The sequence below is a fragment of the Bradyrhizobium sp. B025 genome (genome assembly GCF_042257955.1).
In the GTDB taxonomy this organism is placed as follows: domain Bacteria; phylum Pseudomonadota; class Alphaproteobacteria; order Rhizobiales; family Xanthobacteraceae; genus Bradyrhizobium; species Bradyrhizobium diazoefficiens.
Genome location: NZ_CP170150.1, coordinates 150,816 through 175,907, shown reverse-complemented (window position 1 = coordinate 175,907; position 25,092 = coordinate 150,816). Strand labels below are relative to the sequence as shown.

General features: G+C 65.3%; 23 protein-coding genes. 17 read left to right on the top strand and 6 right to left on the bottom strand.

The genetic code is table 11. The features are described 5' to 3' along the window. Nucleotides 1–11: 11 nt before the first annotated feature. Nucleotides 12–659: a DUF6064 family protein gene (locus tag ACE10W_RS00805; RefSeq protein ID WP_011083640.1), complete on the top strand. Its 648-nt coding sequence runs from the start codon at nt 12–14 to the stop codon at nt 657–659. A gap of 13 nt (nt 660–672) precedes the next feature. Here the strand turns inward: ACE10W_RS00805 and ACE10W_RS00800 are convergent, their stop codons facing one another. Further along, entirely contained in the window at nt 673–1,788 is a 1,116-nt protein-coding gene (locus tag ACE10W_RS00800) for an aromatic acid exporter family protein (protein WP_271555619.1), read from the bottom strand. Nucleotides 1,789–1,911: 123 nt separating this feature from the next. Here ACE10W_RS00800 and ACE10W_RS00795 point away from each other — a divergent pair, with 123 nt between their 5' ends. Next, a complete protein-coding gene (locus tag ACE10W_RS00795) occupies nt 1,912–3,279 on the top strand; it encodes an MmgE/PrpD family protein (protein WP_304550060.1) in 1,368 nt (455 codons plus the stop codon). A gap of 149 nt (nt 3,280–3,428) precedes the next feature. Here the strand turns inward: ACE10W_RS00795 and ACE10W_RS00790 are convergent, their stop codons facing one another. Then, on the bottom strand, nt 3,429–4,856 hold the full coding sequence (locus ACE10W_RS00790) for a serine hydrolase domain-containing protein (protein ID WP_370205330.1): 1,428 nt from the start codon (nt 4,854–4,856) through the stop codon (nt 3,429–3,431). A 315-nt stretch (nt 4,857–5,171) separates the two neighbouring features. Further along, nucleotides 5,172–6,233: a helix-turn-helix domain-containing protein gene (locus tag ACE10W_RS00785; protein ID WP_304550057.1), complete on the bottom strand. Its 1,062-nt coding sequence runs from the start codon at nt 6,231–6,233 to the stop codon at nt 5,172–5,174. 314 nt (nt 6,234–6,547) lie between these two features. On the opposite strand from ACE10W_RS00785, the gene ACE10W_RS00780 reads away from it, so the two are divergent. The 6 genes from ACE10W_RS00780 (at nt 6,548) to ACE10W_RS00755 (ending at nt 13,471) form a co-directional block, all read left to right on the top strand. After that, a complete protein-coding gene (locus ACE10W_RS00780) occupies nt 6,548–7,465 on the top strand; it encodes a pirin family protein (protein ID WP_028172539.1) in 918 nt (305 codons plus the stop codon). Nucleotides 7,466–7,543: 78 nt separating this feature from the next. Next, on the top strand, nt 7,544–8,458 hold the full coding sequence (locus ACE10W_RS00775) for a phosphoribosylaminoimidazolesuccinocarboxamide synthase (protein ID WP_028172538.1): 915 nt from the start codon (nt 7,544–7,546) through the stop codon (nt 8,456–8,458). Between the two features lie 177 nt (nt 8,459–8,635). Next, nucleotides 8,636–9,793 carry an IS481 family transposase gene (locus tag ACE10W_RS00770; RefSeq protein WP_110116441.1) on the top strand — a complete coding sequence of 386 codons (1,158 nt, stop codon included), beginning with the start codon at nt 8,636–8,638 and terminating at the stop codon, nt 9,791–9,793. 218 nt (nt 9,794–10,011) lie between these two features. Then, nucleotides 10,012–12,228: an SLC26A/SulP transporter family protein gene (locus ACE10W_RS00765; RefSeq protein ID WP_304550055.1), complete on the top strand. Its 2,217-nt coding sequence runs from the start codon at nt 10,012–10,014 to the stop codon at nt 12,226–12,228. A 352-nt stretch (nt 12,229–12,580) separates the two neighbouring features. After that, nucleotides 12,581–13,003, top strand: coding sequence for a hypothetical protein (locus tag ACE10W_RS00760; protein ID WP_231166608.1), 423 nt, complete (start codon nt 12,581–12,583; stop codon nt 13,001–13,003). 192 nt (nt 13,004–13,195) lie between these two features. After that, complete coding sequence (locus ACE10W_RS00755) at nt 13,196–13,471, top strand: hypothetical protein (RefSeq protein ID WP_011083630.1); 276 nt, start codon at nt 13,196–13,198, stop codon at nt 13,469–13,471. A gap of 51 nt (nt 13,472–13,522) precedes the next feature. On the opposite strand, the gene ACE10W_RS00750 is transcribed toward ACE10W_RS00755, so the two are convergent. Next, complete coding sequence (locus tag ACE10W_RS00750) at nt 13,523–15,016, bottom strand: NAD-dependent succinate-semialdehyde dehydrogenase (RefSeq protein ID WP_370205327.1); 1,494 nt, start codon at nt 15,014–15,016, stop codon at nt 13,523–13,525. Nucleotides 15,017–15,205: 189 nt separating this feature from the next. Then, complete coding sequence (locus ACE10W_RS00745; RefSeq protein ID WP_011083628.1) at nt 15,206–15,526, bottom strand: hypothetical protein; 321 nt, start codon at nt 15,524–15,526, stop codon at nt 15,206–15,208. 347 nt (nt 15,527–15,873) lie between these two features. Here ACE10W_RS00745 and ACE10W_RS00740 point away from each other — a divergent pair, with 347 nt between their 5' ends. Then, nucleotides 15,874–17,067 (top strand): serine hydrolase, encoded by a 1,194-nt coding sequence (locus ACE10W_RS00740; RefSeq protein ID WP_304550052.1) that lies wholly within the window; start codon nt 15,874–15,876, stop codon nt 17,065–17,067. Nucleotides 17,068–17,232: 165 nt separating this feature from the next. On the opposite strand, the gene ACE10W_RS00735 is transcribed toward ACE10W_RS00740, so the two are convergent. Continuing rightward, complete coding sequence (locus ACE10W_RS00735) at nt 17,233–18,234, bottom strand: adenosine kinase (protein WP_011083626.1); 1,002 nt, start codon at nt 18,232–18,234, stop codon at nt 17,233–17,235. A 125-nt stretch (nt 18,235–18,359) separates the two neighbouring features. Between ACE10W_RS00735 and murJ the strand changes: the two genes are divergently transcribed. The 8 genes from murJ (at nt 18,360) to ACE10W_RS00695 (ending at nt 25,000) form a co-directional block, all read left to right on the top strand. Further along, complete coding sequence (gene murJ / locus ACE10W_RS00730; protein WP_304550050.1) at nt 18,360–19,892, top strand: murein biosynthesis integral membrane protein MurJ; 1,533 nt, start codon at nt 18,360–18,362, stop codon at nt 19,890–19,892. A gap of 92 nt (nt 19,893–19,984) precedes the next feature. Further along, entirely contained in the window at nt 19,985–21,037 is a 1,053-nt protein-coding gene (gene trpS / locus ACE10W_RS00725; RefSeq protein WP_011083624.1) for a tryptophan--tRNA ligase, read from the top strand. Between the two features lie 108 nt (nt 21,038–21,145). Continuing rightward, on the top strand, nt 21,146–21,640 hold the full coding sequence (locus tag ACE10W_RS00720) for a universal stress protein (protein WP_038965167.1): 495 nt from the start codon (nt 21,146–21,148) through the stop codon (nt 21,638–21,640). A 238-nt stretch (nt 21,641–21,878) separates the two neighbouring features. Beyond that, nucleotides 21,879–22,448 carry a NifU family protein gene (locus tag ACE10W_RS00715; protein ID WP_011083622.1) on the top strand — a complete coding sequence of 190 codons (570 nt, stop codon included), beginning with the start codon at nt 21,879–21,881 and terminating at the stop codon, nt 22,446–22,448. Between the two features lie 199 nt (nt 22,449–22,647). Then, complete coding sequence (tsaB, locus tag ACE10W_RS00710) at nt 22,648–23,343, top strand: tRNA (adenosine(37)-N6)-threonylcarbamoyltransferase complex dimerization subunit type 1 TsaB (protein WP_011083621.1); 696 nt, start codon at nt 22,648–22,650, stop codon at nt 23,341–23,343. Beyond that, nucleotides 23,340–23,825, top strand: a complete 486-nt coding sequence (gene rimI / locus ACE10W_RS00705) for a ribosomal protein S18-alanine N-acetyltransferase (RefSeq protein ID WP_011083620.1) — start codon at nt 23,340–23,342, stop codon at nt 23,823–23,825. The genes tsaB and rimI overlap by 4 nt, the downstream gene beginning before the upstream one ends. A gap of 38 nt (nt 23,826–23,863) precedes the next feature. Then, nucleotides 23,864–24,319, top strand: coding sequence for a Fur family transcriptional regulator (locus ACE10W_RS00700; protein ID WP_011083619.1), 456 nt, complete (start codon nt 23,864–23,866; stop codon nt 24,317–24,319). Further along, nucleotides 24,320–25,000, top strand: coding sequence for an HAD family hydrolase (locus tag ACE10W_RS00695; RefSeq protein WP_011083618.1), 681 nt, complete (start codon nt 24,320–24,322; stop codon nt 24,998–25,000). The last annotated feature ends 92 nt before the right edge of the window (nt 25,001–25,092 follow it).

The following is a 25,092-nucleotide window of genomic DNA, read 5'->3' as shown; positions in this document are numbered from 1 at the left end:
GAGCCGCGATCATGCTGCCGTTCACGATCGAGCAATTCCTAGGTGTTTTTGCGAGCTACAACCGGGCAATCTGGCCGATGCAGGTTCTCGCATATCTGTTGGGCGGGCTGGCCTTCGTGCTGGTGTTTCGCAAGGACAGATGGGCCGATCAGATCGTCGCCGGCATTCTTGCGGCGATGTGGGCATGGACCGGGATCGTCTATCACCTGACCTTCTTCGCAACGATCAACAAGCTGGCCTACATTTTCGGCGCGTTGTTTGTCGTCCAGGCTGCAGCCTTCGTCTATTTCGGCGTGTGCCAAAACCGGATCGATTTCGACTACAATGAGGAATCAGCGGGGGTTATCGGAGTCGCGTTCGTATTCTACGCGGCGGCGATCTACCCCCTGTTCGGCCTCGAGATGGGTCAGCACCCCAACGAACTGCCGATGTTCGGAGTCACGCCGTGTCCCGTCACCATCTTCAGCTTCGGCATGTTGCTGCTGACAAGGCAGCCGGTCCCGCGCTGGCTCCTTGTGATCCCGTTTCTATGGTCGCTTGTCGGCGGCAGCGCCGCGATACTGCTCCGCGTGCCGCAAGACTGGGCGCTGTTGGTGGCTGGAGCTGTCTCTCTGGCACTGCTGATCCAGCGTGACCGGCGGGTCGCATCGGCCTGCTAGTTCCAGCACCGGCTCACTCCGCCACGCGCGCGGGCTTGTCGCTTGCTGCCTCCGACCACTCGCCGACGACGCGGTCGAGATCGCAGAGATTCTGGTGCATCTGCTCCAGCGAGAATCCGATAGCGAAGAAGCGCTCGGCGGTGTCGCCGGAATGGCCGCGGATCAGGCCGTCCTGGCGCACCGCGGCAACCGCCTCGGCGTAGTGCTGAAGCGCGACATGCACGGGATGGATCGGCGGCGCGCCGGCGCCAGCCCGCAACGCTTCGGCCGCCGACCGCAGGAAGCGCACGATCGCCGCACTGACCTCCGCCAGCGGCGCGGCGAGCCGCATCTGCACCTCGACCGGCAGCGGGACGACGGTGGCGCGGCCGATCATCACGACGTCATGGCGCAGCCGCAGGACCGTTCGCAGCAAGGGACCGGTATCGGGCCCGCTCGACAGGCGCGCCGCACGCTCGCGTTCGGCTTCTGTACCGATGGCATTCATGCCCACCATCGCGGTGCCGATGCCGTCCTGGATCCGGTGCAGCGCATCGTTGTCGCGGCCGCGCGTGAGACCCGCGAGCAACTCGGTGAAGGCGTCCGCGATCAGTTCGAGCAGTCTTGCCGCGCTGGCGCGGATCTGTCGCACCGCGCGTGAGGGCAGCACCAGGAACGAAACGAGCAATCCCGTGATGGCGCCGACCCCGACCTCGCTGACGCGATCGATCGCCGAGGTCATGGGATCGGAATGATGCATGGTCGGAACCAGCAGCACGATAATCGCGGTCACCGTCGCCGCGTTGAGGCTTGGGTTGATCGCGGCCACGAAGGCGAGTGGCGCGACCGCCAGCACCAGCAGCCCCAACAGGCCCGCCTCGGTAGAGTAAGGGATCAGGATCGCGATGGCTCCGCCATAGATGGCGCCGCCGATCGTGCCAAGCACGTAGTCGCGTGTCGCCTTCAGCGAGCGGCCGACGCTCATCTGGGTCACGATCAGCGAGGTCAGCACCGCCCAGAGCGGCAACAGCAGATGCAGCGCGGTGGCGATCGCATAGGCCGCCACCGCGGCGACCGTGACCCGGATGGCCAACCCCAACTGCGTCCGCCGTGATCGGATCCGGTCGAACATTTGTCTTGCGAGTGCCATCGTCGAATGTCCCGGTCCGATCCTCTTGCGCCTGCCAAAAGCATAGCTGATGCCCGCGGCCCCAAGGCCGCTTGAAAGGCCAAATCAGCCCGCCTAACTTGCGCGCCAAAACGAGGAAACACGATGGCCCACGAAACCGCAACGCTCGCCGCCTATGTCTTCAATCTGAAATACCAGGATATTCCGGCGGAAGTGCTGGATCGCGCCAAGGTGTTGACGCTGGATTTCCTCGGCAGCGCGATCCGGGCCAGAAGCGAAGCGGAATCCACCCCCTCGATCCTGAAGATGCTGGAGGCGCTCGCGCTCGACACCAGGGGCGAGTCCACCGTGTTCGGCGACAGCAAGACCTGGACCCCGGCGGTGGCGGCGCTGCTGAACGGCGCACTCGGCCATTCCCTCGATTTCGACGACACGCATGCGGATTCCTCGCTTCATCCGAGCGCGCCGGTCGTTCCGGCCGCGTTCGCCGTCGGCGAGATGGTCGGCGCTTCCGGGCGCGACGTGCTGACCGCGATCGTGGCGGGCTATGAAGTCTGCTGCCGGCTCGGCAACGCGCTCGACCCGACCTCGCATTATGCGCGCGGCTTCCATCCGACCGCGACCGCCGGCACCTATGGCGCGGCCGCCGCGGCCGGAAAACTGTTCGGCCTCAGCGAAAAGCAGATCATCGCCGCCTTCGGCGTCTCCGGCAGCCAGGCCGCCGGCTCGCTGCAATTTTTGGTCAACGGCGCCTGGAACAAGCGCTACCAGGTCGGCGCCGCCGCGATGAACGGCGTGATCGCCGCGACGCTGGCGCGCAACGATTTCGTCGGCGCGACCGAATCGGTCGAGGGCAAGCACGGCCTGCTCGCCGGCTACACCGACGACGCGCATCCCGGCAAGGCCGTCGCCGAGCTCGGCAAGACCTATGAGACGATGAAGATCGGCGTGAAGCCGTATCCGAGCTGCCGCTACACCCATGCCGCAATCGACGCGCTGATCGCGATGCGGCGCGAGCACAATCTGACGCCAGACCAGGTCAAGCGCGTCGAGATCGGCCTGCATCGCAACGGCATCACGCTGACCGGCGATGCCGCGACCAAGCGGCATCCGACCTCGATCGTCGGCGGCCAGTTCTCGATGTTCTTCACCGGCGCGCTCGCGCTCGATCAGGGCAGCTTTGGTTGGGATGACTACAACCGCCTCGGCGATACCGCCATCGACACGCTCGCCGACAAGTTCGACGTGGTGCAGGACGACCGGCTCGAGATCGGCCGCACCCATCCGTTCGGCGCGCGCGTCAGCATCACGACGGACGACGGCGTGCACGAGCGGCTGTATGCCGATCCCTCCGGCGAGCCGAATTCGTTTCCCGATGCGCAGGCGATGCAGCAGAAATTCTTGACGCTGGCGCGCCCGGTGCTGAATGCGCGGGCGGAGAAATTTGCCGACGCGATCCTGACGCTGGAGCGGTTCGACCGCGTGGCGAAGGCGACGGAATTGGGGAGGTAGGACTCTCTCTTCCCCCTCTCCCCGTTCTTACGGGGAGAGGGTTGGGGTGAGGGGCATCTCTCCGCGAATGAGATGGCCGCGAGACCTGTCCCCCCTCACCCGGATTGCTGCGCAATCCGACCTCTCCCCGCAAGCGGGGAGAGGTTAAATCAATTCACCCCCGCCAGCTTCCCCTTCTCGCGCGTTGCGGCCACCACGTCGCGCACGAGATCGAACACGCCGTCCGCCTCCGGCGGCCAGTTCGGCGAGCGGCCGAGCCGCACGATCACGAGTCGCTCCGAGGGAATGACGATCGTGTACTGCCCGATCGTGCCCTTGGCGAAGAAGGCATCGCGCGGCCAGCCGTGTGTGATGCGAAGGTTCGCGCCAAAGCTGGCGCCGTGGTTGGTCCAGAAGCCGGCGCCGATGCCGACCCACGCGTTTGGCGTCGCCGTCGCCGAATAGTTCACCCATCCCTCGGGGAGGATGCGCTTGCCGCCGGCGAGGCCGTCATTGAGATAGAGCTGGCCGAACCGCGCCCAGTCACGCGCGGTCGCCAGCATCTCGCTGGAGCCCTCGACCGTGCCGGCGCCGTCGAGCTGGAGCGTGACATGGCGCATGCCGAGCGGGGCGAACAATTCGCGGCGCGCGAAGCGCAGCGCATCTTCGGGGGTGCCGCCGGCAGCAACGCGGATCAGATGCGCGAGAATGATGGTGTTGCCGTCGTGATAGTTCCACGCGGTGCCCGGTGCGGTCTCGAGCGGGATGCTCTCCGCATAGGTGGCCATGTCGGATTCCATGAACTTCATCCGGTTGACGGGCTCGAAGGCGGAGCCGAGCGAAGCCTCCAATGAGCTGCCGAGCGCAAGGCCCGCGGTGTGGCGCAGCAGCTGATCGACGGTAATGGCGTGGCGCGGATCGTCAGGATCTTTCCAGGCGGCGACCGGCGCAGGCCCATCGAGCTTCAGCTTGCCCTGGCGCACCAGCACGCCTGTTAGCGCCGAGATCACCGATTTTGTCATGGAGAAGCCGAGCAGCGGAGTCTCCGGTCCGATTCCGTCCGCATAGCGCTCGGCAATGATGCGGCCCGCCTTCGTCACGACGACCGCGCGGGTGCGGCGATGAGGCGGCTGCGCGGGCTCCGCAAAGGCACGGTCGAGCGCGGCGGCAAGCTCGGGGCTTTGCGGCGGCACGATCGCGGGGCCGGCGATCTCGGGCAGCAGCGCCGGCTGCCTGTCGTCCGCGGGCACCGCGACGTCGGCGATCGCCGCGCCGTGCTCGAGCGTGCAGCCGAGCCCTTCGCGATAGACGGCATGGCTGCGGCCGATGCCGAACAATGTCACCGTGACGTCCTTGCGCGCGCGATCGACCTGATAGTCCATCGCCCAGGTGATCAGACTGGTGCCCGGCATGGCGTCCATGGTTTCGGCGAAGGTCCGCCTGATATCCAGGCCCGAGACGAACGTCTCGGAGCACAGGATGTCGGCGACGAAGCCGGTGGCGATCCTGGGCACGTCATGCGCCCGCGCCGCGCCGAGCGCGACGCCGGCAGCGGCGATGGCGGTGGTGAGGAGGATGATCTTGCGGCGGCGGGTCACGGGCTTTCTCCGGCTTCGGGGCAGGTGCGGGAGAGCAGGCCGGATGCGGGCGACACGCGCTCGCCGGATTTGGAAAATAGCGTGGCTGAAACTGAGCGGGGCTGGCCGATTCCGAAATAACTCAAATATTTCAAAGCAATGCGAGGATGCAGTCACGACGGTGGTCCGCTGCCTCGCCCCGCTTGCGGGGAGAGGGTTGGGGTGAGGGGGAGCCTCCGCGGGGGCGGTGAGAGTTGGACTCGCGGAGGCTCCCCCTCACCCGCCGCGCTTCGCGCGTCGGCCTCTCCCCGCACGCGGGGAGAGGCGAAGAGCCGGTTACGCCGCATTCACCTTCAGCCGCCGGTACTCCGTCGGCGTCACGCCGGTGACCGCCTTGAAGGCGCGGTTGAACGGGCCGAGCGACTGGAAGCCGGCATCCATCGCGATGGTGATGACCGGGACCTCGGCCTGGGCGGGATCGGCGAGCGCGGCCTTGGCTTCCTCGATGCGGTGGTTGTTCAGGAAGACATTGAAGTTGCGGTAGCCGAGCCGCTGGTTGATCAGCCGGCGCAGCCTGTATTCGGGAATCTTCAGCCGACCTGCCAGGACGCCGATGGTGATGTTCTCCTGGCGATAGATCCGCTCGTCGGCCATCAGCCGCATCAGGGCGTCGATGAGCTTTTGATCGGCCGCGTCATCGGCTGCAGGCTGACTGAAAACAATCGGCGGTGCGGGCTCCGCCGCAGCCGGAAATAGATCCGCCCCGTCAACGCGCATCATGGCATAGACGATCGCCGCGACGGTGCAGGCAAGCACGCCGGCATTGATGGTTTCGGCGACATCGCCGACGTGGTGGCCGGCGACGACGATCTGGAGTACCGCGTTCAGCCCGCCATAGAGTGCGGTTACGCAGACGATGAAGACACGAACGTGGCGGCGGCGCTCGACCAGGTCGGCCGGCCAGGAGGCGATCATCTGCCCGACCGCGAGCGCGATGAAACCGAGCACGATCAGATTCACCGCCGTCACCGAGAACCGCACATGGCCGCTGGGTGCAATCCAGACGCAGCCTGCGAAGCTGAAGGCCGTCACCAGCGCCCAGACCCATCCGTGCCACCAGCGGAGGCGAAACTCGTCGTCGAACAGGGAGCGCGTGAACAGCCAGAACACCACGATGGTGCCGGTCGAGAGCGCGATCAGCGGCGCATGCAGGAGCGGGATCCGCGACGTGACATCTACCGAATAGCTCGCCGCATGCGCCGCTGAGCCCAGCGCGAAGGCCGCACCGAGCCGGGCCGCCAGCACATTGCGGAAATCCGAGAGCAGGGACGCCGCGAGCACCAGCAGCAGCGCCACGGACGCGGCGCGAAATGCAAGCTCTGTTGCGGCAATTGTCATCGGGCGATGCGATCGGTCGCGGTTGAAATCAGCCGAACATCGTTCGTTGCGTCCTTTTTTTCAAGGACCATCCACACCCCAACTGTCATCGCCCGGCTTGACCGGGCGATCCAGTACACCGAGACGGTTGTGATTGAGCCGAGAGGTCGCGACGCACTGGATGCCCCGCCCCCGTGCGCAATTGCGCACTGGGCGGGGCATAACAGCGAAGTATGTGGCTCTATCGAACCTGTGACGTCGGGTCCCCGGCTTTGTCGCGACGGCGACGCCAAATCCTGCTACGATCGTGCCAAGAAAGTTAAAAGGAGTCCATCATGAGCTGGCAACCCTCCAATGATCCCGTGCTCGGCGATCCCATGTCCTGCGATGCGCTCGATCTCGTGATCGTGCCGCGCACGCGCGACCTCGGCGACGGCTTCGTCGTGCGACGCGCGCTGCCCCATGGCAGGCGGCAGATGGTCGGGCCGTTCATCTTTTTCGATCATTTCGGCCCGGTGCAGTTCGTCTCCGGCAAGGGCATGGACGTGCGGCCGCATCCGCATATCGGGCTCGCCACCGTCACCTATCTGTTCGACGGGTCGATCATGCACCGCGACAGCGAGGGCAACGTCCAGGAGATCGCGCCCGGTGCGATGAACCTGATGACGGCGGGCCGCGGCATCGCGCATTCCGAGCGCACGCCGGATGCGCAGCGCGCCTCGGGCCAGCAGATGCTGGGCCTGCAAAGCTGGATCGCGCTGCCGGCCGGATCGGAAGAGATCGCGCCGTCGTTCCAGCATTACGGCGCCGGCGACCTGCCGATGATCTCCGAGCGGGATTTCACCGCGCGGGTGATCGCGGGCTCCGCCTTCGGCATCACGTCGCCGGTGTCCATGGTCTCGCCCTGGTTCTACACCGAGGTCACGGCGGTCGCGGGCGCGAGCGTGCCGCTTGACCCCGATCACGAGGAGCGCGCGATCTACGTGGTCGACGGCGAGGTCGAGATCGCGAACGAGCGCTATGAGGGGCCGCGGCTGCTGATCTTCCGCCCCGGTGACCGCATCACCGTGAAGGCACTCAAGGCCACGCGAATGATGTTTCTCGGCGGCGATGCACTGGAAGGCCCGCGCCACATCTGGTGGAATTTCGTCTCCTCCAGCAAGGAGCGGATCGAGCAGGCCAAGCAGGACTGGAAAACCGGCCGCTTCGCGGCGGTTCCTCAGGAACATGAGTTCATTCCGTTGCCGGAATAGGCTAATCCGGTTTCCGGCCGTGCCGTCAGGCGCGGCCGGATTTCCCGCCTGAAGGCCCTGTCTGCGAAAGCTTTGCCGATGACCACCATGCTCTCCAGCGACCTGCCGCTCCCCAAGATCGGGCGCGGCAAGGTGCGCGACATCTATGCCGTCGACGACGACCGCCTGCTGCTCCTTACCACCGATCGCATCAGCGCCTTCGACGTCGTCATGGGCGAGACCATCCCGATGAAGGGCGCGGTGCTGACCCAGATTAGTGCGTTCTGGTTCAACGAGCTTGAAGGCGTGGTGCCGCATCACATGATCAGCGCCGACACCGACGAGATCATCGCGGCCGTGCCCGCCTTGAAGCCGCATCGCGCCGAGATCCTCGGCCGCGCCATGCTCTCCCGCCGCACCACGGTGTTTCCGATCGAATGCGTGATCCGCGGCTATCTCTCGGGATCGGCCTGGAAGGAATACGCAGCCAGCGGCACGCTCGCGGGCGAGAAGCTGAAGGCCGGCCTCGTCGAGAGCGAGAAGCTGGAGCCAGCGATCTTCAGCCCGGCGACGAAGGCCGAGACCGGCCATGACGAGAACATCACGATTGCGCGGATGCGCGAGGTGGTCGGCGACGAGACAGCCTACACGCTCGAGAGCATGACGCGCGCGATCTACACGCTCGGCGAGGAGCTGGCGCGCGAGCAGGGCATCATCATCGCCGATACCAAGTTCGAGTTCGGCCGCGACAAGGACGGCCGCATCATCCTGATCGACGAGGTGATGACGCCGGATTCGTCGCGGTTCTGGGCCGTCGATGCCTACAAGCCCGGCCAACCGCAGGCGAGCTTCGACAAGCAGCCGCTGCGCGACTATCTCGACGTCGAGCGCCGCGCCGGCCGCTGGAACGGCGACGCCCCGCCGCCGCCGCTGCCGGCGAGCGTGGTGGAGGCGACCAGCAAACGGTATCTGGAGGCGTATCGGCGCGTGACGGGGAAAGAGCTGAAGATTTAGGCGCAGTTGCTGCCACAAACTCGTCATTGCGAGCGCCGCGAAGCAATCCAGAGTCTTTCCGCGGAGGGATTCTGGATTGCTTCGCTACTGTTTAGCCCGGAGACATGACTGACGGGTGTTCGGGGACATGGTTGACACGTCAAAATCGGCTCGATTCGTCAAACAAGGGGGCGAGCGATGCCGTGGCGCGAGGTGTCTGTCATGGATCAACGGCGAGAGTTTGTGATGCTTGCCAAGCAGGAGGGAGTGAACCGGCGGAAGCTGTGCCGGCAGTTCGGCATCAGCGCCCAGACCGGCTACAAGTGGATCCAGCGGTACGAAGCGGGCGATGCGACGTTGGCAGACCGGTCGCGACGACCTCATCACAGTCCGGAGCGTACAGCTGCTGCGACCGAGCAGCAGATTGTCGAGCTGCGAGATGCGCACCCGGCCTGGGGTGCGCGCAAGCTCGCGCATCGCCTGAAGCGCAATCGGCAAGCCACTCCCGCGATATCGACCGTGCACGAAATTTTACGCCGTTACGATCGTGTGAAGGAGCCCGCGGGCACGCCTGGACAGCCCTATACTCGCTTTGAGAAGGATGCGCCCAACCAGCTTTGGCAAATGGACTTCAAGGGGCACAGTGCGCTGGAGAACGGCGTGTCTTGTCATCCACTGACGACGCTAGACGATCACTCGCGCTTTTCCTTATGCCTGGCAGCCTGTGACAACGAACGAGGCTCGACGGTACGAGGACATCTTGAGGCGACGTTCCATCGCTACGGACTGCCGGATGCGATGTTCGTCGACAATGGCGGCCCCTGGGGCTTCACCCTTGAAGACCCCTGGACCACGCTGACGGTGTGGCTTCTCAAGCTCGGCGTCCGCACGATCCACAGCCGGCCCTATCATCCCCAGAGCCGAGGCAAGAACGAACGGTTCCATCGCAGCCTGAAGGCCGAGGTTCTCGCCTTCAAGCGCTACCGGGACCTTGCCGATGTCCAGCGGGCATTCGACCAATGGCGAGCCGTCTACAATCTAGATCGGCCGCACGAGGCATTGGGCTTCGATGTGCCCGCAAGCCGTTATCGACCAAGCCAGCGCCTCATGCCGGATCGCCTTCCAACGGTGGAGTACGACGAGGGCGAGATCGTCCGTTCCGTCTCCACCACGAAGGCCTATGTCAGCTTCAAGGGACGGCTCTGGAAAGTCCCGCAAGCCTTCCGTGGTGAGAAACTCGCCATTCGTCAGCTCAGTGCTGAGGGAAAGTTTGGAATATTCTTTGCCGCTCACCAGATCGAAACGATCGATCTACGTAACCCCAAAAGTGTCAACCATCTCCCCGAACAGGTGTAAGCTATGTGCCCGGGCTGAACACTACGCTCGCAATGACGTGGAGGGGTCGGTGTGTCTTTCCGGCGTTGTCCATCCGGCTCTATTTCTTCACGCATGATTGGCCGTTCACATGCCATCGCCGAACTGTCGGATATTTCATAGTTACAAGAATCCTGTTGCGCTAAGTCCGCAGTCGTCTACGTCTCGGACGGGACTTTTTCAGGGGCGAGCGCAACCGCGTGACCGATCCAGCAATTATTTTCAGTCCGGCTGCCCGTTTCAACCCGGCCCTCAGGCGTGCGCTGAATGATATATTGGGCGGGAGCGCCGCCAGCGTCCTGGCTGTCACTTTCGGGCTATCCTACGCGCTGCTGATCTTCACCGGGCCGCTGTCGCCTTATCTGTCCTACGGCATCGCCGCGACTTTCATCAGCTCCGCGGTCCTTGCGGCTGTCATCGGGCTGGGAAGCTCCCTGCCCTTCGCGGTCGCCGGCCCCGACAGCTCGACCGCCGCAGTGACGGGCATCTTGGCCGCCTCACTGGTCGAACGCATTGAAGCGGCCAATCTGTCGGCGCCGCTGCTCTCGCCCGTCCTGATCACGCTCGGCCTGTCGACCATGCTGACCGGGATCGTGCTGTGCGGACTGGGACTGACGCGGATGGGCCGCGCCATCCGCTACGTGCCTTATCCGGTGATCGGCGGCTTTCTCGGCGCCACCGGGCTCTTGATCGTGATGGGCGCGATCCGGGTGATCACCGATCATCCCGTGCAGTTTGCCACCCTGCCGCGCTTCACCAACGGCGTCACGATGTCGGAGCTGGGCGCCGCCTGCGCGATGGCGCTGGTGCTCTATCTGACGTGGCACCGCTCGCGCAACGCGTTCGGGTTGCCGATCATCCTGGTCGGCGGCATGCTCGCCGCGCATCTGGCGTTCTGGATCGCCGGGATTTCGCCGGAGGAGGCGCGCGCTTTGGGCTGGATGTTCCAACCGCCGCCGCCGGCGACCTTCATGTTGCCCTGGCACATCGACGACCTCGCGCACTATCCGTGGTTCGCCGTGCCGGACCTGCTCGGCAACGTCGTCGCCGTCATCTTCGTTAGCGCCTCCAGCACCCTGTTCAACACCACCGGCATCGAGGTCGCCGCTCACCGCGAGGCCAATCTTGAGCGGGAGCTGAACACTACCGGCGCCGCCAATATCCTGTCCGGCGCGCTCGCCGGCTATGCCGGCTGCATCTCGGTCAGCCGCTCGATCCTCAATTTCAGCAGCGGCGGCCGCGGACGCCTGTCCGGCTTCACGGTTGCGGCCATATCACTGCTGATGCTCGCGATCGCACCGGAGCTGCTCGGCTTCATGCCGAAATTCGTGCTCGGCGGCCTGCTGCTCTATCTCGGCGCCGATCAGCTCCACAAATGGCTCATCGAGTCGCGCAAGCGGCTCTCGAAGCTCGAATATCTGTCGCTGGTCGCCATCATCGCGATCATCGTCATCTGGGGTTTCGTGCCGGGCATCCTGATCGGCGTGATCATCGGCTGCGCGACCTTCGCATTCAGCGCGGCGCGGGTCGAATCGATCAAATACAGTTTTGACGGCGCCGAATATCGCTCCTCGCTCGATCGCTCGCGCGACGACCAGGAGGTGCTGCTCGCTCATGGCGGCAAGATTCAGGGCCTGAATCTCCAGAGCTATCTGTTCTTCGGGTCCGCCAACCGGCTCTATCAGCACGTCAAGAAGCTGCTGCACGAACGCCCGGAGTGCCGCTATCTGCTGTTCGACTTCAAGCTCGTCACCGGCGTCGATTCGTCGGCCGCCTACAGTTTTGCCCAGATCAAGCGCAGCGCCGGCGACCTCGGCGTCGAGCTGATCCTGGTGCACCTGCCAGCCGCGGCCGAGAAGGTGCTACGCTCCAGCGATTTCCTCGGCGACGGCGTCACCGTCATTCCCGAGCTCGATCATGCGCTGGAGTGGTGCGAGAACGAGCTCATCGCGCAGCATCAGGGCCTGGCGCAGGAAGAGGCGAATTTGCGCGACTGGTTCGCAGGGATTCTCGACAGCGAGGACGATGCCGACGAACTGATCCGCCGCTGCCAGCGCCTCGAGGTCGAGGCCGGCGAAATCATCGTGCAGGCCGGCGATGCCGCCGATTCCATGCACTTCATCCTCGACGGCCGCGTTGGGATCATGATCCCCGCGGAGCAGAATGGCATGACGCGGGTCCGAAGCCTCGGGCGCTACACCACGATCGGCGAGATGGGCCTGGTGTCGCAGACGCCGCGCAGCGCGACGATCCAGGCCGAGGTCGACAGCGTGCTCTACGTGCTGAACACGCACCAGTTCGACGCGATCAGGGACGAGGCCCCCGCGCTCAGCCGCAAGCTGCTGACCTATTTCGTGTCGGTCATGGCCGAGCGACTGACATTTGCGAACAGGACGATCGCGGTGCTGCGGCGGTAACGACCGCGTAGTCCGGGCGGAGCGAAGCGCAGTCCGGGCTACGGCACTTCCGTCTCATGAGATTGCGCCACCAAGCATTGCAATGAGGCAGTTGGCGTGACCCATTGCGGTGCATTGGGACAATAGCGGGCGTCGCCGATCTGCAATATGATCCTGCCTGCCATTGCTCTCCGAGTACGATACGGCGTGCCTCCGATGAAGCTTCTCTTATCGCAAGGGCCGCCGCTTGCGCCGAGCGCAAACGGCGTCGGTTGCACGCCGCTCCAGACCAGCGCGAGAAGACCGCCAGGGATCGCGCAACGGACCCCGGACAGCGAAAGCGCATTTGGAAGACAGCAATGGAGGAAAAAATATGACACGTACATGCGCGACAAGAATTGCAATAGCAGTCTCGACCTTCGCCTGCGCGACGTTGTTCTCCTTCGCCTGGTCTGAGGAGCACGGCGTCTCGATGTCGGTCGACAGTGCACAGGCGCGGGTCGGTCGCCCGCTGACTCCCGTGAGCGTTGCCGGCGTGGCGCGTCGACAGACACGGCGCGCCGTATACGGTGCCGGCGCCTACGGTGTCGGAGCAGGTGTCGCAGCGGTTGGCACAGCCGCCGCGATTGCCGCAACGTCACCTGGATGGGGGGCCGGTCCGGGCTATTATGCGGGCGGCGGTCCTTACGCGTCTTACGCCTACTCGCCGGAGGACTGGCGCAGGCGAAACGGCATGGTCTGCACACCCGGTACGCTGACCAAGATGGAGGACGGCCGCATGTATCGCTGTCAGTAATGGCACAGTCGCATCAGCGGGAGGCGGCTTTCGAGCCGCCTCCCGCATCTTGCACCTTTGCCAGACGGCGCACGCCTCGCAACAGCGAGCAAGCCGCTTTGCAATTCCTGTGCTCCATTGATCCAGATCAAGCCGGGAGCAAATGACCAGAGAATGCTGATCGCTCGGCTTTGATACCCGAGGGAGATTGCCATGAAGCTGGCCGGCACCAAGCGAATGCTACTTGTTGCAGCCGTTCTAGGCTGTGGAATTTTCGGCTCGATCAATTGGTCACACGAGGACGGCATCACGCTCGTCGTTCAAGCCGCTGAAGCCAGGGTCGGACGACCGGCAACCCCGGCGAGCGTCGCCGGCGTCGCACGTCGAACCACGCGGCGCGCGGTCGTAGGGGGAGCGGCGGTAGGCGCGGCAGCGGTCGGCACAGCATGCGTCCGCGTATATGTGAACGGCGCCTACGTGTGCCGCTGATGCATTCGCGCCGGCGAGTTCAAATCGCCGGCGCGCAGCATCGATTGCCGGTTAGACCCCCGCCATCATCACGTATTTGATCTCGACATACTCTTCCATGCCGTGGCGCGAGCCTTCGCGCCCCAAGCCGCTTTCCTTGACGCCGCCGAACGGCGCGACTTCCGTGGTGATCAGGCCGGTGTTGACGCCGACCATGCCGGACTCCAGCGCTTCGGCGACACGCCAGACGCGGCCGAGATCGCGGGAATAGAAGTAGGAGGCGAGCCCAAACGGCGAGGCGTTGCACATCGCGATGACGTCGGCCTCGTCCTTGAAGCGGATCACCGGCGCGAGCGGGCCGAAGGTTTCCTCCTGCGCCACCAGCGAGTCCGGCTTGACGTCGGCGAGCACCGTGGGCTCGAAGAAGGAGCGTCCGAGCTCGCTGCGCTTGCCGCCGGTGACGACCTTGGCGCCGCGCTTCACGGCGTCGGCAATGTGGCGCTCGACCTTGTCGACCGCCTTCAGGTTGATCAGCGGGCCCTGCGTCACGCCGGCTTCTGTGCCGTCGCCGATCTTCATCACCGCGACCTTCTTCGACAGCTTCTGCACGAACTCGTCGTAGATCTTGTCCTGGGCGTAGAGGCGGTTGGCGCAGACGCAGGTCTGGCCCATGTTGCGGTATTTCGAGACGATCGCGCCTTCGACCGCCGCATCGATATCGGCGTCGTCGAACACCACGAAGGGCGCGTTGCCGCCGAGCTCGAGGCCGAGCCGCTTCACGCCGACGGAGGCCTGCTGGTAGAGAATCTTGCCGACGGCGGTCGAGCCGGTGAAGCCGACGAAGCGCACCGCCGGATGCTCGCACAGCACCTTGCCGATCGGCGGCGCGTCGCCGGTGATGATGTTGAGCACGCCCTGGGGGATGCCGGCCTTCTCGGCGAGCACGGCCAGCGCCAGCGCCGACAGCGGCGTCTCGTTGGCGGGCTTCAGCACCACGGTGCAGCCGGCCGCCAGCGCCGGCGAGACTTTTCGCGTGATCATCGAGTTCGGGAAATTCCACGGCGTGATCGCACCGCAGACGCCGATCGGCTGCTTGATCGCGAGCAGGCGCGCATCAGGACGTTGCGTCGGAATGGTTTCGCCATAGACGCGGCGGGCTTCCTCGGCGAAGAACTCGATATAGGCGGCGCCGATGTCGACCTCGCCCAATGCCTCGGAGAGCGGCTTGCCCTGCTCGGAGGTGAGGATCAGCGCAAGGTCCTCGCGATTGGCGATGATCAGCTCGAACCATTTGCGCAAAATGTTGGAGCGCTGCTTGGCGGTGTGCTTGGCCCAGGCGGGAAAGGCCCGCTCGGCGGCTTCGACCGCCTTGGTCGTATCGTCCGCACCAAGCTGTGGAACCTTCGCAAGCTCGACGCCGGTGGCGGGATTGTTGACGGCAAAGACCGGCGTGCCGACCCAGGCGCCGTCGATGTAGCAGGCCTCCTTCAGCAGCGACGGGTCCTTCAACCGGTCGCGCAGGGTGGCGGTGGCGTGCTGGGCGCGTGCGGCGGCAGTCGGGGTCATAGCGTTACTCCTCGGAGCGCGATCGGATCGGCCCGGAATATAGGGACAGACGGCGCGTAATGCACCGCCCCGCAACGCACATCAGATGGGAGCTAAGCTCGTAGCGGCGAACTTATTGTTTGAGCATGATCTTTCCGGAAAACCGCTGCACACTTTGCGCTAACGCGGCCCTTCGGGTCCGGATCATGCTCAGGCCGCGCCGCTCATATAGGTCTCGCGTCGGCCGATCATGCGCTCGGCGGCGGCTTTGGCGTCGGACTTCGAGGAGGTCGCACAGGTGCGATATTCGAGATCGGGAACGCCCGTGGTGTCGCGGCGGCCAAACCACGATTTCGAGCCGACCGGAAGCAGCGCCAGCGCCTGCGCCAGATTGTCGACCGCGCCGAAGGAATAGAGCGCGCCGCTGCCGGCGATGCGGACCTCGTAAATGCCGGGCGAGATCGGCGCCTCGAGATTGTCGCCCCGTCCGGGACGGGGATAGCGCTTCCATTCGCTCCAGGTTGAAATCATCAGAGGTCCCCCTCGCGGCCGGTGCCGGCCGCCAAATTTGTATCAAGTCCTAACGTCCGCGGCTGATTGGGCCCGTTGCCAAACGCCGCAACGCACAAAATGTTTCAAGTGCTTCAAACACGCGAAACATATCGCCGGAGCCCGTCCACGGTCACGGTTCGTTGCGGCCATCCACCGCAGATTGTGACGGAGTGTTTCAGTTCAGACGTCTTGTCGTCCTGCGCGCGGCGCGGGTCGTCAAGTCACGACATCGCGACCGGCGGAGACATCGCGACGCGCTTGCCGCGCGGGGCATGCAGGAGGACAATCGATCACTTCCAACAATAATCAAACCGGAGGAAACGCGTATGCAAAGCCAAGCCCAGATCGACGAGGTTCTGCGTAAGACAAGCGACGCCAAGGAGATTCCCGGCGTCGTGGCCATCGCCGCCAACGGTAACGACGTGCTGTATCAGGGCGCGTTCGGCAAGCGCGATCTGTCCAAGCCCGACGCGATGACAGCGGACAGCGTGTTCTGGATCGCATCGATGACGAAGGCGGTGACGACAGCGGGCGCGATGCAGCTGGTCGAGCAAGGCAAGCTGTCGCTGGACGCGCCGATCGGTGAGGTGCTGCCCGATCTCGCCAAGCCGCAAGTGCTCGAAGGCTTTGACGCCAAGGGCGAGCCGAAGCTGCGGCCGGCCAAGGGACCGATCACGCTGCGCCAGCTCATGACCCACACCGCCGGCTTCTGCTACGACATGTGGAACGGCAATATTGGCATCTATCTCGAGAAGACCGGAACGCCGGGTATCATCACCTGCCAGAACGCCGCGCTGAAGACGCCGATCGCCTCCGATCCCGGCACGCGCTGGGAATACGGCACCAATATCGATTTCGTCGGCAAGGCGGTGGAAGCCGTCAGCGGCAAGCGGCTGGACGCGTATTTGCGTGACAGTCTGTTTACCCCGCTCGGCATGAGCGACACCGGCTTCAAGATCACCGACGACATGCGCAAACGGCTGGTCGGCATGCATGCGCGCGGCGAGGACGGCCAGCTCGGCGCGATCCCGTTCGAGCTCGAGCAAGCGCCGGAATTTTGCATGGGCGGCGGCGGCCTCTATTCGACCGCGGCCGACTACATCAGGTTCACGCAGATGATCCTGAACAAGGGCCGCGGCAACGGCAACCAGGTGCTGAAGGCCGAGACGGTCGCAACGATGGGGCAGAACCACATCGGCGATCTCAACGTCACCAAGATGACCTCGGTGGCGCCGATGTACACCAACGACGTCGACCTCTATCCGGACCAGGTGAAGAAGTGGGGCCTCAGCTTCCTCATCAACACCGCCAAGACGCCGGAAGGCCGCAGCCCGAACAGCCTCGCCTGGGCGGGCCTCGCCAACACCTATTACTGGATCGACCCGGCGCGCGACGTCACCGGCGTGATCCTGATGCAGGTGTTGCCGTTCGCGGACGGAAAGTGCCTGGAGGCGTTCGCGGGATTCGAGCGCGGCGTCTATGCCGGGCTCGATGCGGGGAGCGGGCAGAAGGCGGCGTGAGGGGGCGACTTCGCGCACGGCTCTCACCACACGACGACTGTCATCCCCCGCGAAGGCGGGGGATCCAGTACGCCGCGGCTTCTCAATAAATCACAGGCGTCTCGGAGTACTGGATCGCCCGGTCAAGCCGGGCGATGACAGCGGAGAGCGAGGCGCGGGCTTGCGTTACGCCGTCAGCCCGCGCTGCTCCGCCAATTCCTTCAGCGACACTTGCGGACGCGCGCCGATGTGCTGGATCACTTCGGCGGCCGCAAGCGCGCCGAGCTCGCCGCACTGCTTGTACGGCAGGTTGCGCGCCAGGCCATAGAGGAAGCCGGCGGCGAAGAGATCGCCGGCGCCTGTGGTGTCGACGAGCTTGGCGATGGGAGCCGCCGGCGCGGCGACGGCGTCTTCCGCCGAGACGACCATGCAGCCCTTCTCGCTGCGGGTGACCACACCGAGATTGACGTCGTTGCGCAGCTGCTTCAGCGCCGTGTCGAAGTCCGAGGTCATGTAGAGCGAATGCAGCTCGGACTCATTGGCAAAGACGATGTCGACGGTGCCGTTGCGCATCAAGGACAGGAACTCGTCGCGATAGCGATCGACGCAGAAGGAATCCGACAATGTCAGCGCCACCTTGCGCCTCGCGTCATGAGCGATCTTGGCCGCCTTGACGAAGGCCTCCTTGGCGTTCTTGGGGTCCCAGAGATAGCCCTCGAGATAGACGATCCCGGCGCTCGCGATCTCGGCCGGATCGATGTCAGCCGGCGACAGATCCTGCGCCGCGCCGAGATAGGTGTTCATGGTGCGCTCGCCATCGCCCGTGACCAGGATGTAGGAGCAGCCGGTGGCGGGACCATCCTTCGCGGCGGGCGTGTTGAAGGCAACGCCGGCGGCACGGATGTCGTGGACGTAGAGCTTGCCGATCTGGTCGTCCTTGACCTTGCCGACATAGGCGGCGCGGGCGCCTAGGCTGCCGATGCCGACGATGGTGTTGGCGGCAGATCCCCCCGAGACTTCCGTCGCCGGGCCCATATCCTGGTAGATGGCGGCGGCCCGCGCCTCGTCGATCAGGGACATGCTGCCCTTGGTCATGCCGTGCTTGGCGAGAAAAGCCTCGTCGGTCCTGACCAGCACGTCGAACAGCGCGTTGCCGATCCCGAGAACGTCATATTTCACGTCAGCCATTCACCTTGATCCTGTTTGGCGGATTGCGATTGCCGGGAAAATCCGCTTCCTGTCGGCCTGAAATCTGGCTCGCGGCCTATCACGACCCGGCCTTCGCGGGCAAGCCACGGTATTATGCACGCGCAATGATCCGCTCCTTCCTGACCGTCTCGACGGGAACACTGGCCTCGCGACTGCTGGGCTTTGCGCGCGATTCCATGATTGCCGCCCTGCTCGGCACCGGCGCCGTGGCGGACGCCTTTCTGGCGGCGTTCCAGCTCGTCAACGTGGTGCGCCGCCTGCTCAGCGAAGGGGCCCTGAACGCGGCGCTGATCCCGGCCTGGCTGCGCGTCCGGGATCGCGACGGCGAGGCGGCCGCCTCCGCCTTCGCGGGACGTGTGCTCGGCACGATCAGCGCGGCCCTGATCACAATCTCGCTCGTCATTGCGCTGCTGATGCCGCTGATCATCATGATGATCGCGCCGGGATTTCTCGGTAGCAGCACCCTCGATCTCGCCGTCCAGAACGCGCGGCTGATGCTGCCCTATCTCGCTTTCGCCGGCCCCGTCACCGTGCTGATGGGGCTGCTCAACGCACAGGGGCGTTTTGCGCTCACGGCGTTCTCGCCGCTGCTGTTCAACATCGCCCTGATCGCCGCAATCGCGACGCTGCTGGCCTGGCATGCCGATGCGACCTCCGCCGCGTGGATGCTGGCGGCGACCGTCGGCATTGCCGGGCTACTGCAACTCGCCATGTTACTGTCGCAGCGAAGCGGACGGCTTGCCGCACCGTTGCGCGCAAGCTTCGACAAGGAGATGCGCGGCTTCTTCGCCAAGGCCATTCCCGGCATGATCGCAAGCTCGGGCCCGCAATGGCTGATGGTGGCCGGTGCGATCATCGCTTCGGCGACGCCCTCTGCCGTCTCCTGGCTCTATTTCGCCAACCGCCTGATCGAGCTGCCGCTCGGCATCGTCGGCGTCGCCATGGGCACGGTGCTGGTGCCGGAGCTCACGCGCGCCGTCACCGGCGGCGACCGCGACGCGGTGGCGCATGCGGAATCGCGCGCGCTGGAACTTGCGACCGGGCTCGCGCTGCCGGCAACCCTCGGCCTGATCGTGCTGGCCGAGCCGATCGTGCGGCTGCTGTTCGAGCATGGCGCCTTCGGCGCCGATGACAGCACGGCCACCGCGCGTGCGCTGATGTGGCTGGCGCTGGGCCTGCCGGCCCACGTGCTGATCAAGGCGCTGTCACCGGCCTTCTATGCCCGCAGCGACACGATGACGCCGCTGCTGGCAACGGCCAAGGGTTTTGTGGTCGCGGTCGCGCTTGCGGTTCTGCTCGGCCATTTCTTCGGCGCAGGCGGGATCGCTGCGAGCATCGCGGCCGGCGCCTGGAGCAGCGCGCTCTCGCTGCTGCGGAAGGGCACGGGCGAATTCGGCTTCTCGGTCGACACCGCCGCCCGCAAGCGACTGCCGCGGATCGTGCTCGCCGCTTCCGCCATGGGCGCCCTGCTCTGGCTGACCGCGGGCCCGGTGCCTGCCGACGCGCATGGCGTCATCAAATTCATCGTGCTGGGCGTGCAGATCGCGGCCGGAATCGCCGTCTACGGCCTGCTCCTGCAAATCCTCGGCGCGGCCTCCTGGCGCGAGGCGGCTGCCGCCTTGCGGCGGCCCGCCTAGCCCGACCTCGGCGCGCAGGATGATCGAATTGCCCTTGACGGGGCAGCGCCGCTGTTGGAAACGACGGCCGGTACCTTCCAGGAAAGCTTGCCATGCCATTCGTTGAACGGGTCTTCTCGGGCGTCCAGCCGACGGGCAATTTGCATCTCGGCAATTACCTCGGCGCGATCGTCAACTTCGTGAAGATGCAGGAAACCCATAACTGCATCTATTGCGTCGTCGACATGCACGCGATCACGCAGGGCGTGGACGTCTGGGGCGGACCGGTCGAGCTCGCGCGCAACACCCGCGAGGTGACCGCCGCGTTCATCGCGAGCGGCATCGATCCAAAGAAGCACATCGTGTTCAACCAGAGCCAGGTCTCGGGTCATGCCGAGCTCGCCTGGATATTCAACTGCGTCGCGCGCATGGGCTGGCTCGGCCGCATGACCCAGTTCAAGGAGAAGGCCGGCAAGGACCGCGAGAACGCCTCCGTCGGGCTGTTCGACTATCCCGTGCTGATGGCGGCCGACATCCTGCTGTACCGCGCCACCCATGTGCCGGTCGGCGAGGACCAGAAGCAGCATCTCGAGCTCTCGCGCGACATCGCGCAGAAGTTCAACAACGACTTCGGTGACTCGATCCGCGCCCAGGGCACCAATGACGGCCTGTTCTTCCCGCTGCCGGAACCCTTCATCACGGGCCCGGCGACGCGCGTGATGAGCTTGCGCGACGGCACCAAGAAGATGTCGAAGTCGGATGCCTCGGACAATTCGCGCATCAACCTCACCGACGACGCCGACACCATCGCGCAGAAGATCCGCAAGGCGAAGACCGATCCGGAGCCGCTTCCGACCGAGGAGAAAGGCCTGGAAGCCCGCCCTGAAGCCGACAATCTCGTCGGCATCTTCGCGGCGCTCGCTGACCGCTCCAAGGCCGACGTGCTCAGGGACTTCGGCGGCGGACAGTTCTCCAGCTTCAAGAACGCGCTGGCGGAGCTGTGCGTCACCAAGCTCGCGCCGATTGCCGGCGAGATGAAGCGCCTCGTCGCCGACCCCGGCCATATCGACGCGATCCTGAACGAGGGCTCCGACCGGGCCCGCGCGATTGCCGACGAGACCATGAAGCTCTCGAAGGACATCGTCGGCTTCATCCGCCGGCGCTGATTATCGCATTCGCAAAACGCGGCCGGCGCGCCGACGTCGGCCGCTTCCCCTCTCCCAAACGTTGCGGGAGTGTGGCAGCATGCCGGCCGCGCACACGCCGGGACATGCATGACCAGCAAGCGACTTTGCTTCGAGCCGGGTCACAAGCCCAAATGCCTCGTCATCGTCGACGACACCGCCGAATGGGACCGCGCGGTCTACTACGCCAGCCGCTGGGCGATCCGCGCCGGCGGCGGGGTGGTGATGCTGCGCATCATCGAGCCCGAGCAGCGGACCCAGGAATGGCTTGGTGTCGCCGACATCATGCGCGCCGAGGCGCATGAGGCGGCGGAAGCCGCGCTCGACCGCGCCGCCGGCCGCGCCAACGGCATTGCCGCGATCACGCCGGAGCGGGTGATTCGCGAAGGGGCCGCGATGGAACAGCTGCTCGCGGTGATCGACGAGGACCCCGACATCGCCATGCTGGTGCTCGCCGCCAATCCCGGCGCGGAAGGTCCGGGACCCCTGGTCGCGCTGCTCGCGCATGAGCTGGGCACGTTCCCGGTGCCGGTGACGATCATCTCCGGCGCGCTGAGCGACCAAAGCGTGGATTCGCTGTCGTAGGCCGGGCGCTCGTCATGCCCGGGGCTTGTCCCGGGCATCCACGTTTTTGGTTCCGCGAAGTAAGGCGTGGATGGCCGGGACAAGCCCGGCCATGACGAGGTTGGAATATCTTGGCACCTTAACCCACTGATATAACAACGGAACGGCCATCTCGCCCCTTGATCGTGCGTTCCCCGTCGCCATCTGCTAGTGGATAGCTTGCGCGCCGGCCTTGAACCGGCGACGTCTGGAGAAAACCATGTTCATTCAAACCGAAGCCACCCCCAATCCCGCCACGCTGAAATTCATTCCCGGCCGCGTCGTGGTCGACGGCAGCCCGATGGAATTTGCGAGCCGCGAATCGGCAGCGCGTTCGCCGCTCGCCGAAAAGCTGTTCGAGGTGCCCGGCGTCACCGGCGTGTTCTACGGATCGGACTTCATCACCGTGACCAAGGCGAACGGTGAATGGCAGCAGCTCAAGCCCGCGATCCTCGGTGCCATCATGGAGCACTACATGTCGGGCGCGCCGCTGCTCGCCGACGGCGCCGCGCAAAGCGATGCCGATCTCGACGACGAGGACGAGTTCTTCGACGAGGCCGATGCCGAGACGGTCGACATGATCAAGGACCTGATCGAGACCCGGGTGCGGCCGGCGGTCGCCAATGACGGCGGCGACATCACCTTCCGCGGCTTCAAGGACGGCATCGTCTATCTCAACATGAAGGGCGCCTGCTCCGGCTGCCCGTCATCGACCGCGACGCTCCAGCACGGCATCCAGAACCTGCTCAAGCATTTCGTACCCGACGTGGTCGAAGTCCGGCCGATGTGACGACGAAGTCGTCATTCCGGGGCGATCCGAAGGACCGAGCCCGGAATCTCGAGATTCCGGGTCTGGTGCTGACGCACCATCCCGGAATGACAGCTTGCGTGGGGCATTTTGGAGGCCTGCAAATCGTGCGTGATGAATGGCGGATTGGCGCGTGGTTCGCTACACTACTCGTTATTCGCCACTCGCCATTCGCGTTCTCATGCTGATCCTTGCCATCGATACCGCGCTCGAGGCGTGCGCGGCCGCCGTGCTCGATACCGACGCCGGCGAGCTGCTTGCGCAGGAGCAGCTTCTCATGAAGCGCGGCCACGCCGAGGCGTTGATGCCGATGATCGCGCGCGTCATGCAATCGGCCAATCTTTCCTTCACCGCGCTCGACCGCATCGCCGTCACCGTCGGCCCGGGAAGCTTCACGGGCCTCCGCGTCGGCATTTCGGCAGCGCGCGGCCTTGCACTCGCGGCCAAGCGGCCGGCCGTCGGGCTGACGACGTTGTCGGCCTATGCCGCCACCGTCGTCGGCCAGAGCAAATCGGCCCCGGTCATCTCCGCTATCGATGCGCGGCACGATCACGTCTATTTCCAGATCGTCGCCGGCGACGGCAGCCAGCTGGTGCGGCCGGGCGTCGTCTCCGTCGACGAGGCGATCGCGGCCTCGCAATTCGGCGCACCGCATCTGGTCGGCAATGCCGCAAACATCCTTGCCGATCGCTGGCCGAAGGATGCACCGCAGCCGGTCGCGGTCGACGCGCAGCCCGCGCCCGATATCGGCTGGGTCGCATGGCTTGGCGCTGCCGCCGATCCCGAGACAAATCCGGCGCGGCCATTCTATCTGCGCGCCCCCGATGCAAAACCGGCAACGCAGCCGCCGCTCGCAGCTCAAGCCGCAACTTCATGATGAGCTGGCTGTCGGAATGGTGGCGCGGCGGCACGGCCGCCGTCGAGCCGGCTTCCGCGCGCGATGCCGCGCGGCTCGCGCAGCTTCATGGCGCCTCCTTCGCGCACGGCTGGGGCGAAGGCGAATTCGAGAGCATGATGAGCGAGCGCAATACGCTGGTGCATCGGCTGCGCCTCGGCCGCAAGACCATCGGCTTTGCGGTGTCGCGGATCGGCGCGGACGAAGCGGAGATCCTCTCGATCGCGGTTGACCGGGCCCATCGCGGCCGCGGCCTCTCCCACACGCTGCTGATGAGCCATCTCGGCCACCTCGCCGGGCGCGGCGTGCGCACGATATTTCTCGAGGTCGAGGAAAACAACCAGCCGGCACGGCGGCTCTACGCGAGGTGCGGATTCATGGTGGTCGGCCGCCGCGAACGCTACTATAAACAGCCGAACGGGGAACAATTGAACGCCCTTCTGATGCGGCGTGACTTGTCGTAACATTGATGGCAGAAAGCGCCCCGTCAGGCAGACAGATCATGACCGCACTGAAACCTTCTTCTGCATCCAAGGCGTCCGGCATCGAGGCGCGCTGTGCCGCCACCGGCATGCGCATGACCGAGCAGCGCCGCGTCATCGCCCGCGTGCTCGCGGAGGCGGTCGATCATCCCGACGTCGAGGAATTATACCGCCGCTGCGTCGCCGTCGACGACAAGATCTCGATCTCAACCGTGTATCGCACCGTCAAGCTGTTCGAGGATGCCGGCATCATCGAACGCCATGACTTTCGCGAGGGACGCGCGCGCTACGAGACGATGCGCGACAGCCATCACGACCACCTCATCAATCTGCGCGACGGCAAGGTGATCGAGTTCACCTCCGAAGAGATCGAGAAGCTCCAGGCGGAGATCGCCCGCAAGCTCGGCTACAAGCTGGTCGACCACCGGCTCGAGCTCTATTGCGTCCCGCTCGACGACGACAAGCCCACAAGCTAAGTGCCCGTCGATCTCATCATCTTCGACTGCGATGGCGTGCTCGTGGACAGCGAGGTGATCTCCTGTCGCGCGCATGCGGATGTGCTGACCCGCCACGGCTATCCGATCACCTCGGAGGAGGTACTAATCCGCTTTCTCGGCGTATCCGAGAAGGACGCGCGGCGGATGGTCGAGCAGGAAATCGGCCGCAGCCTCCCCGACGATCTGGAGAGCCAAGTGAATGCGGCCACGCTGCAATTCTACGCCAGCGACTTGCAGCCGATCACCCATGTGGCCGCGGCGATCGCCGCAATCGATCTACCGAAATGCGTCGCATCGAGCGGCACGCCGGAGAAGATCCATCACGGCCTGACGTGCGCCGGGCTCTACGACCTGCTCGCGCCGAACATCTTTTCCGCGAGCCAGGTCGCCCGCGGCAAGCCCGCGCCCGACCTGTTCCTGTTTGCCGCCGCGCAGATGAAGGTCGCCCCGGAGCGCTGCCTCGTGATCGAGGACAGCCTTCCCGGAGTGACCGGCGCGCACGCCGCCGGGATGACCGTGCTGGGCTTTCACGGCGGCAGCCATTGCCCGCCGGGGCACGCCGAAAGGCTGCGGGCCGCCGGCGCCGGACTGACGTTCGACGATATGCGGCAATTGCCGGAGCTGGTCCGGCGGGTCGAGGCGGACGCTTTGGCGGGCTGATTTCGCCCCCTTGCCCGTCATTCCGGGGCACGCGCAAGGCGCGTGAACCGGGAATCCCGTGCTTTTGGAGCGATTCCGGGTTCGCCCGCCTT

What these genes read in the sequence shown, in the direction of transcription:
- ACE10W_RS00740 (WP_304550052.1), top strand. Translation starts at nt 15,874, where the DNA reads ATGCAAAGCCAAGCCCAGATCGACGAGGTTCTGCGTAAGACAAGCGAC.
- ACE10W_RS00700 (WP_011083619.1), top strand. Translation starts at nt 23,864, where the DNA reads ATGACCGCACTGAAACCTTCTTCTGCATCCAAGGCGTCCGGCATCGAG.
- ACE10W_RS00760 (WP_231166608.1), top strand. Translation starts at nt 12,581, where the DNA reads ATGACACGTACATGCGCGACAAGAATTGCAATAGCAGTCTCGACCTTC.
- ACE10W_RS00745 (WP_011083628.1), bottom strand. Translation starts at nt 15,526, where the DNA reads ATGATTTCAACCTGGAGCGAATGGAAGCGCTATCCCCGTCCCGGACGG.
- trpS (WP_011083624.1), top strand. Translation starts at nt 19,985, where the DNA reads ATGCCATTCGTTGAACGGGTCTTCTCGGGCGTCCAGCCGACGGGCAAT.
- ACE10W_RS00750 (WP_370205327.1), bottom strand. Translation starts at nt 15,016, where the DNA reads ATGACCCCGACTGCCGCCGCACGCGCCCAGCACGCCACCGCCACCCTG.
- ACE10W_RS00780 (WP_028172539.1), top strand. Translation starts at nt 6,548, where the DNA reads ATGAGCTGGCAACCCTCCAATGATCCCGTGCTCGGCGATCCCATGTCC.
- ACE10W_RS00785 (WP_304550057.1), bottom strand. Translation starts at nt 6,233, where the DNA reads ATGACAATTGCCGCAACAGAGCTTGCATTTCGCGCCGCGTCCGTGGCG.
- tsaB (WP_011083621.1), top strand. Translation starts at nt 22,648, where the DNA reads ATGCTGATCCTTGCCATCGATACCGCGCTCGAGGCGTGCGCGGCCGCC.
- ACE10W_RS00720 (WP_038965167.1), top strand. Translation starts at nt 21,146, where the DNA reads ATGACCAGCAAGCGACTTTGCTTCGAGCCGGGTCACAAGCCCAAATGC.
- murJ (WP_304550050.1), top strand. Translation starts at nt 18,360, where the DNA reads ATGATCCGCTCCTTCCTGACCGTCTCGACGGGAACACTGGCCTCGCGA.
- ACE10W_RS00805 (WP_011083640.1), top strand. Translation starts at nt 12, where the DNA reads ATGCTGCCGTTCACGATCGAGCAATTCCTAGGTGTTTTTGCGAGCTAC.
- ACE10W_RS00800 (WP_271555619.1), bottom strand. Translation starts at nt 1,788, where the DNA reads ATGGCACTCGCAAGACAAATGTTCGACCGGATCCGATCACGGCGGACG.
- ACE10W_RS00755 (WP_011083630.1), top strand. Translation starts at nt 13,196, where the DNA reads ATGAAGCTGGCCGGCACCAAGCGAATGCTACTTGTTGCAGCCGTTCTA.
- ACE10W_RS00770 (WP_110116441.1), top strand. Translation starts at nt 8,636, where the DNA reads ATGCCGTGGCGCGAGGTGTCTGTCATGGATCAACGGCGAGAGTTTGTG.
- ACE10W_RS00795 (WP_304550060.1), top strand. Translation starts at nt 1,912, where the DNA reads ATGGCCCACGAAACCGCAACGCTCGCCGCCTATGTCTTCAATCTGAAA.
- ACE10W_RS00735 (WP_011083626.1), bottom strand. Translation starts at nt 18,234, where the DNA reads ATGGCTGACGTGAAATATGACGTTCTCGGGATCGGCAACGCGCTGTTC.
- rimI (WP_011083620.1), top strand. Translation starts at nt 23,340, where the DNA reads ATGATGAGCTGGCTGTCGGAATGGTGGCGCGGCGGCACGGCCGCCGTC.
- ACE10W_RS00715 (WP_011083622.1), top strand. Translation starts at nt 21,879, where the DNA reads ATGTTCATTCAAACCGAAGCCACCCCCAATCCCGCCACGCTGAAATTC.
- ACE10W_RS00775 (WP_028172538.1), top strand. Translation starts at nt 7,544, where the DNA reads ATGACCACCATGCTCTCCAGCGACCTGCCGCTCCCCAAGATCGGGCGC.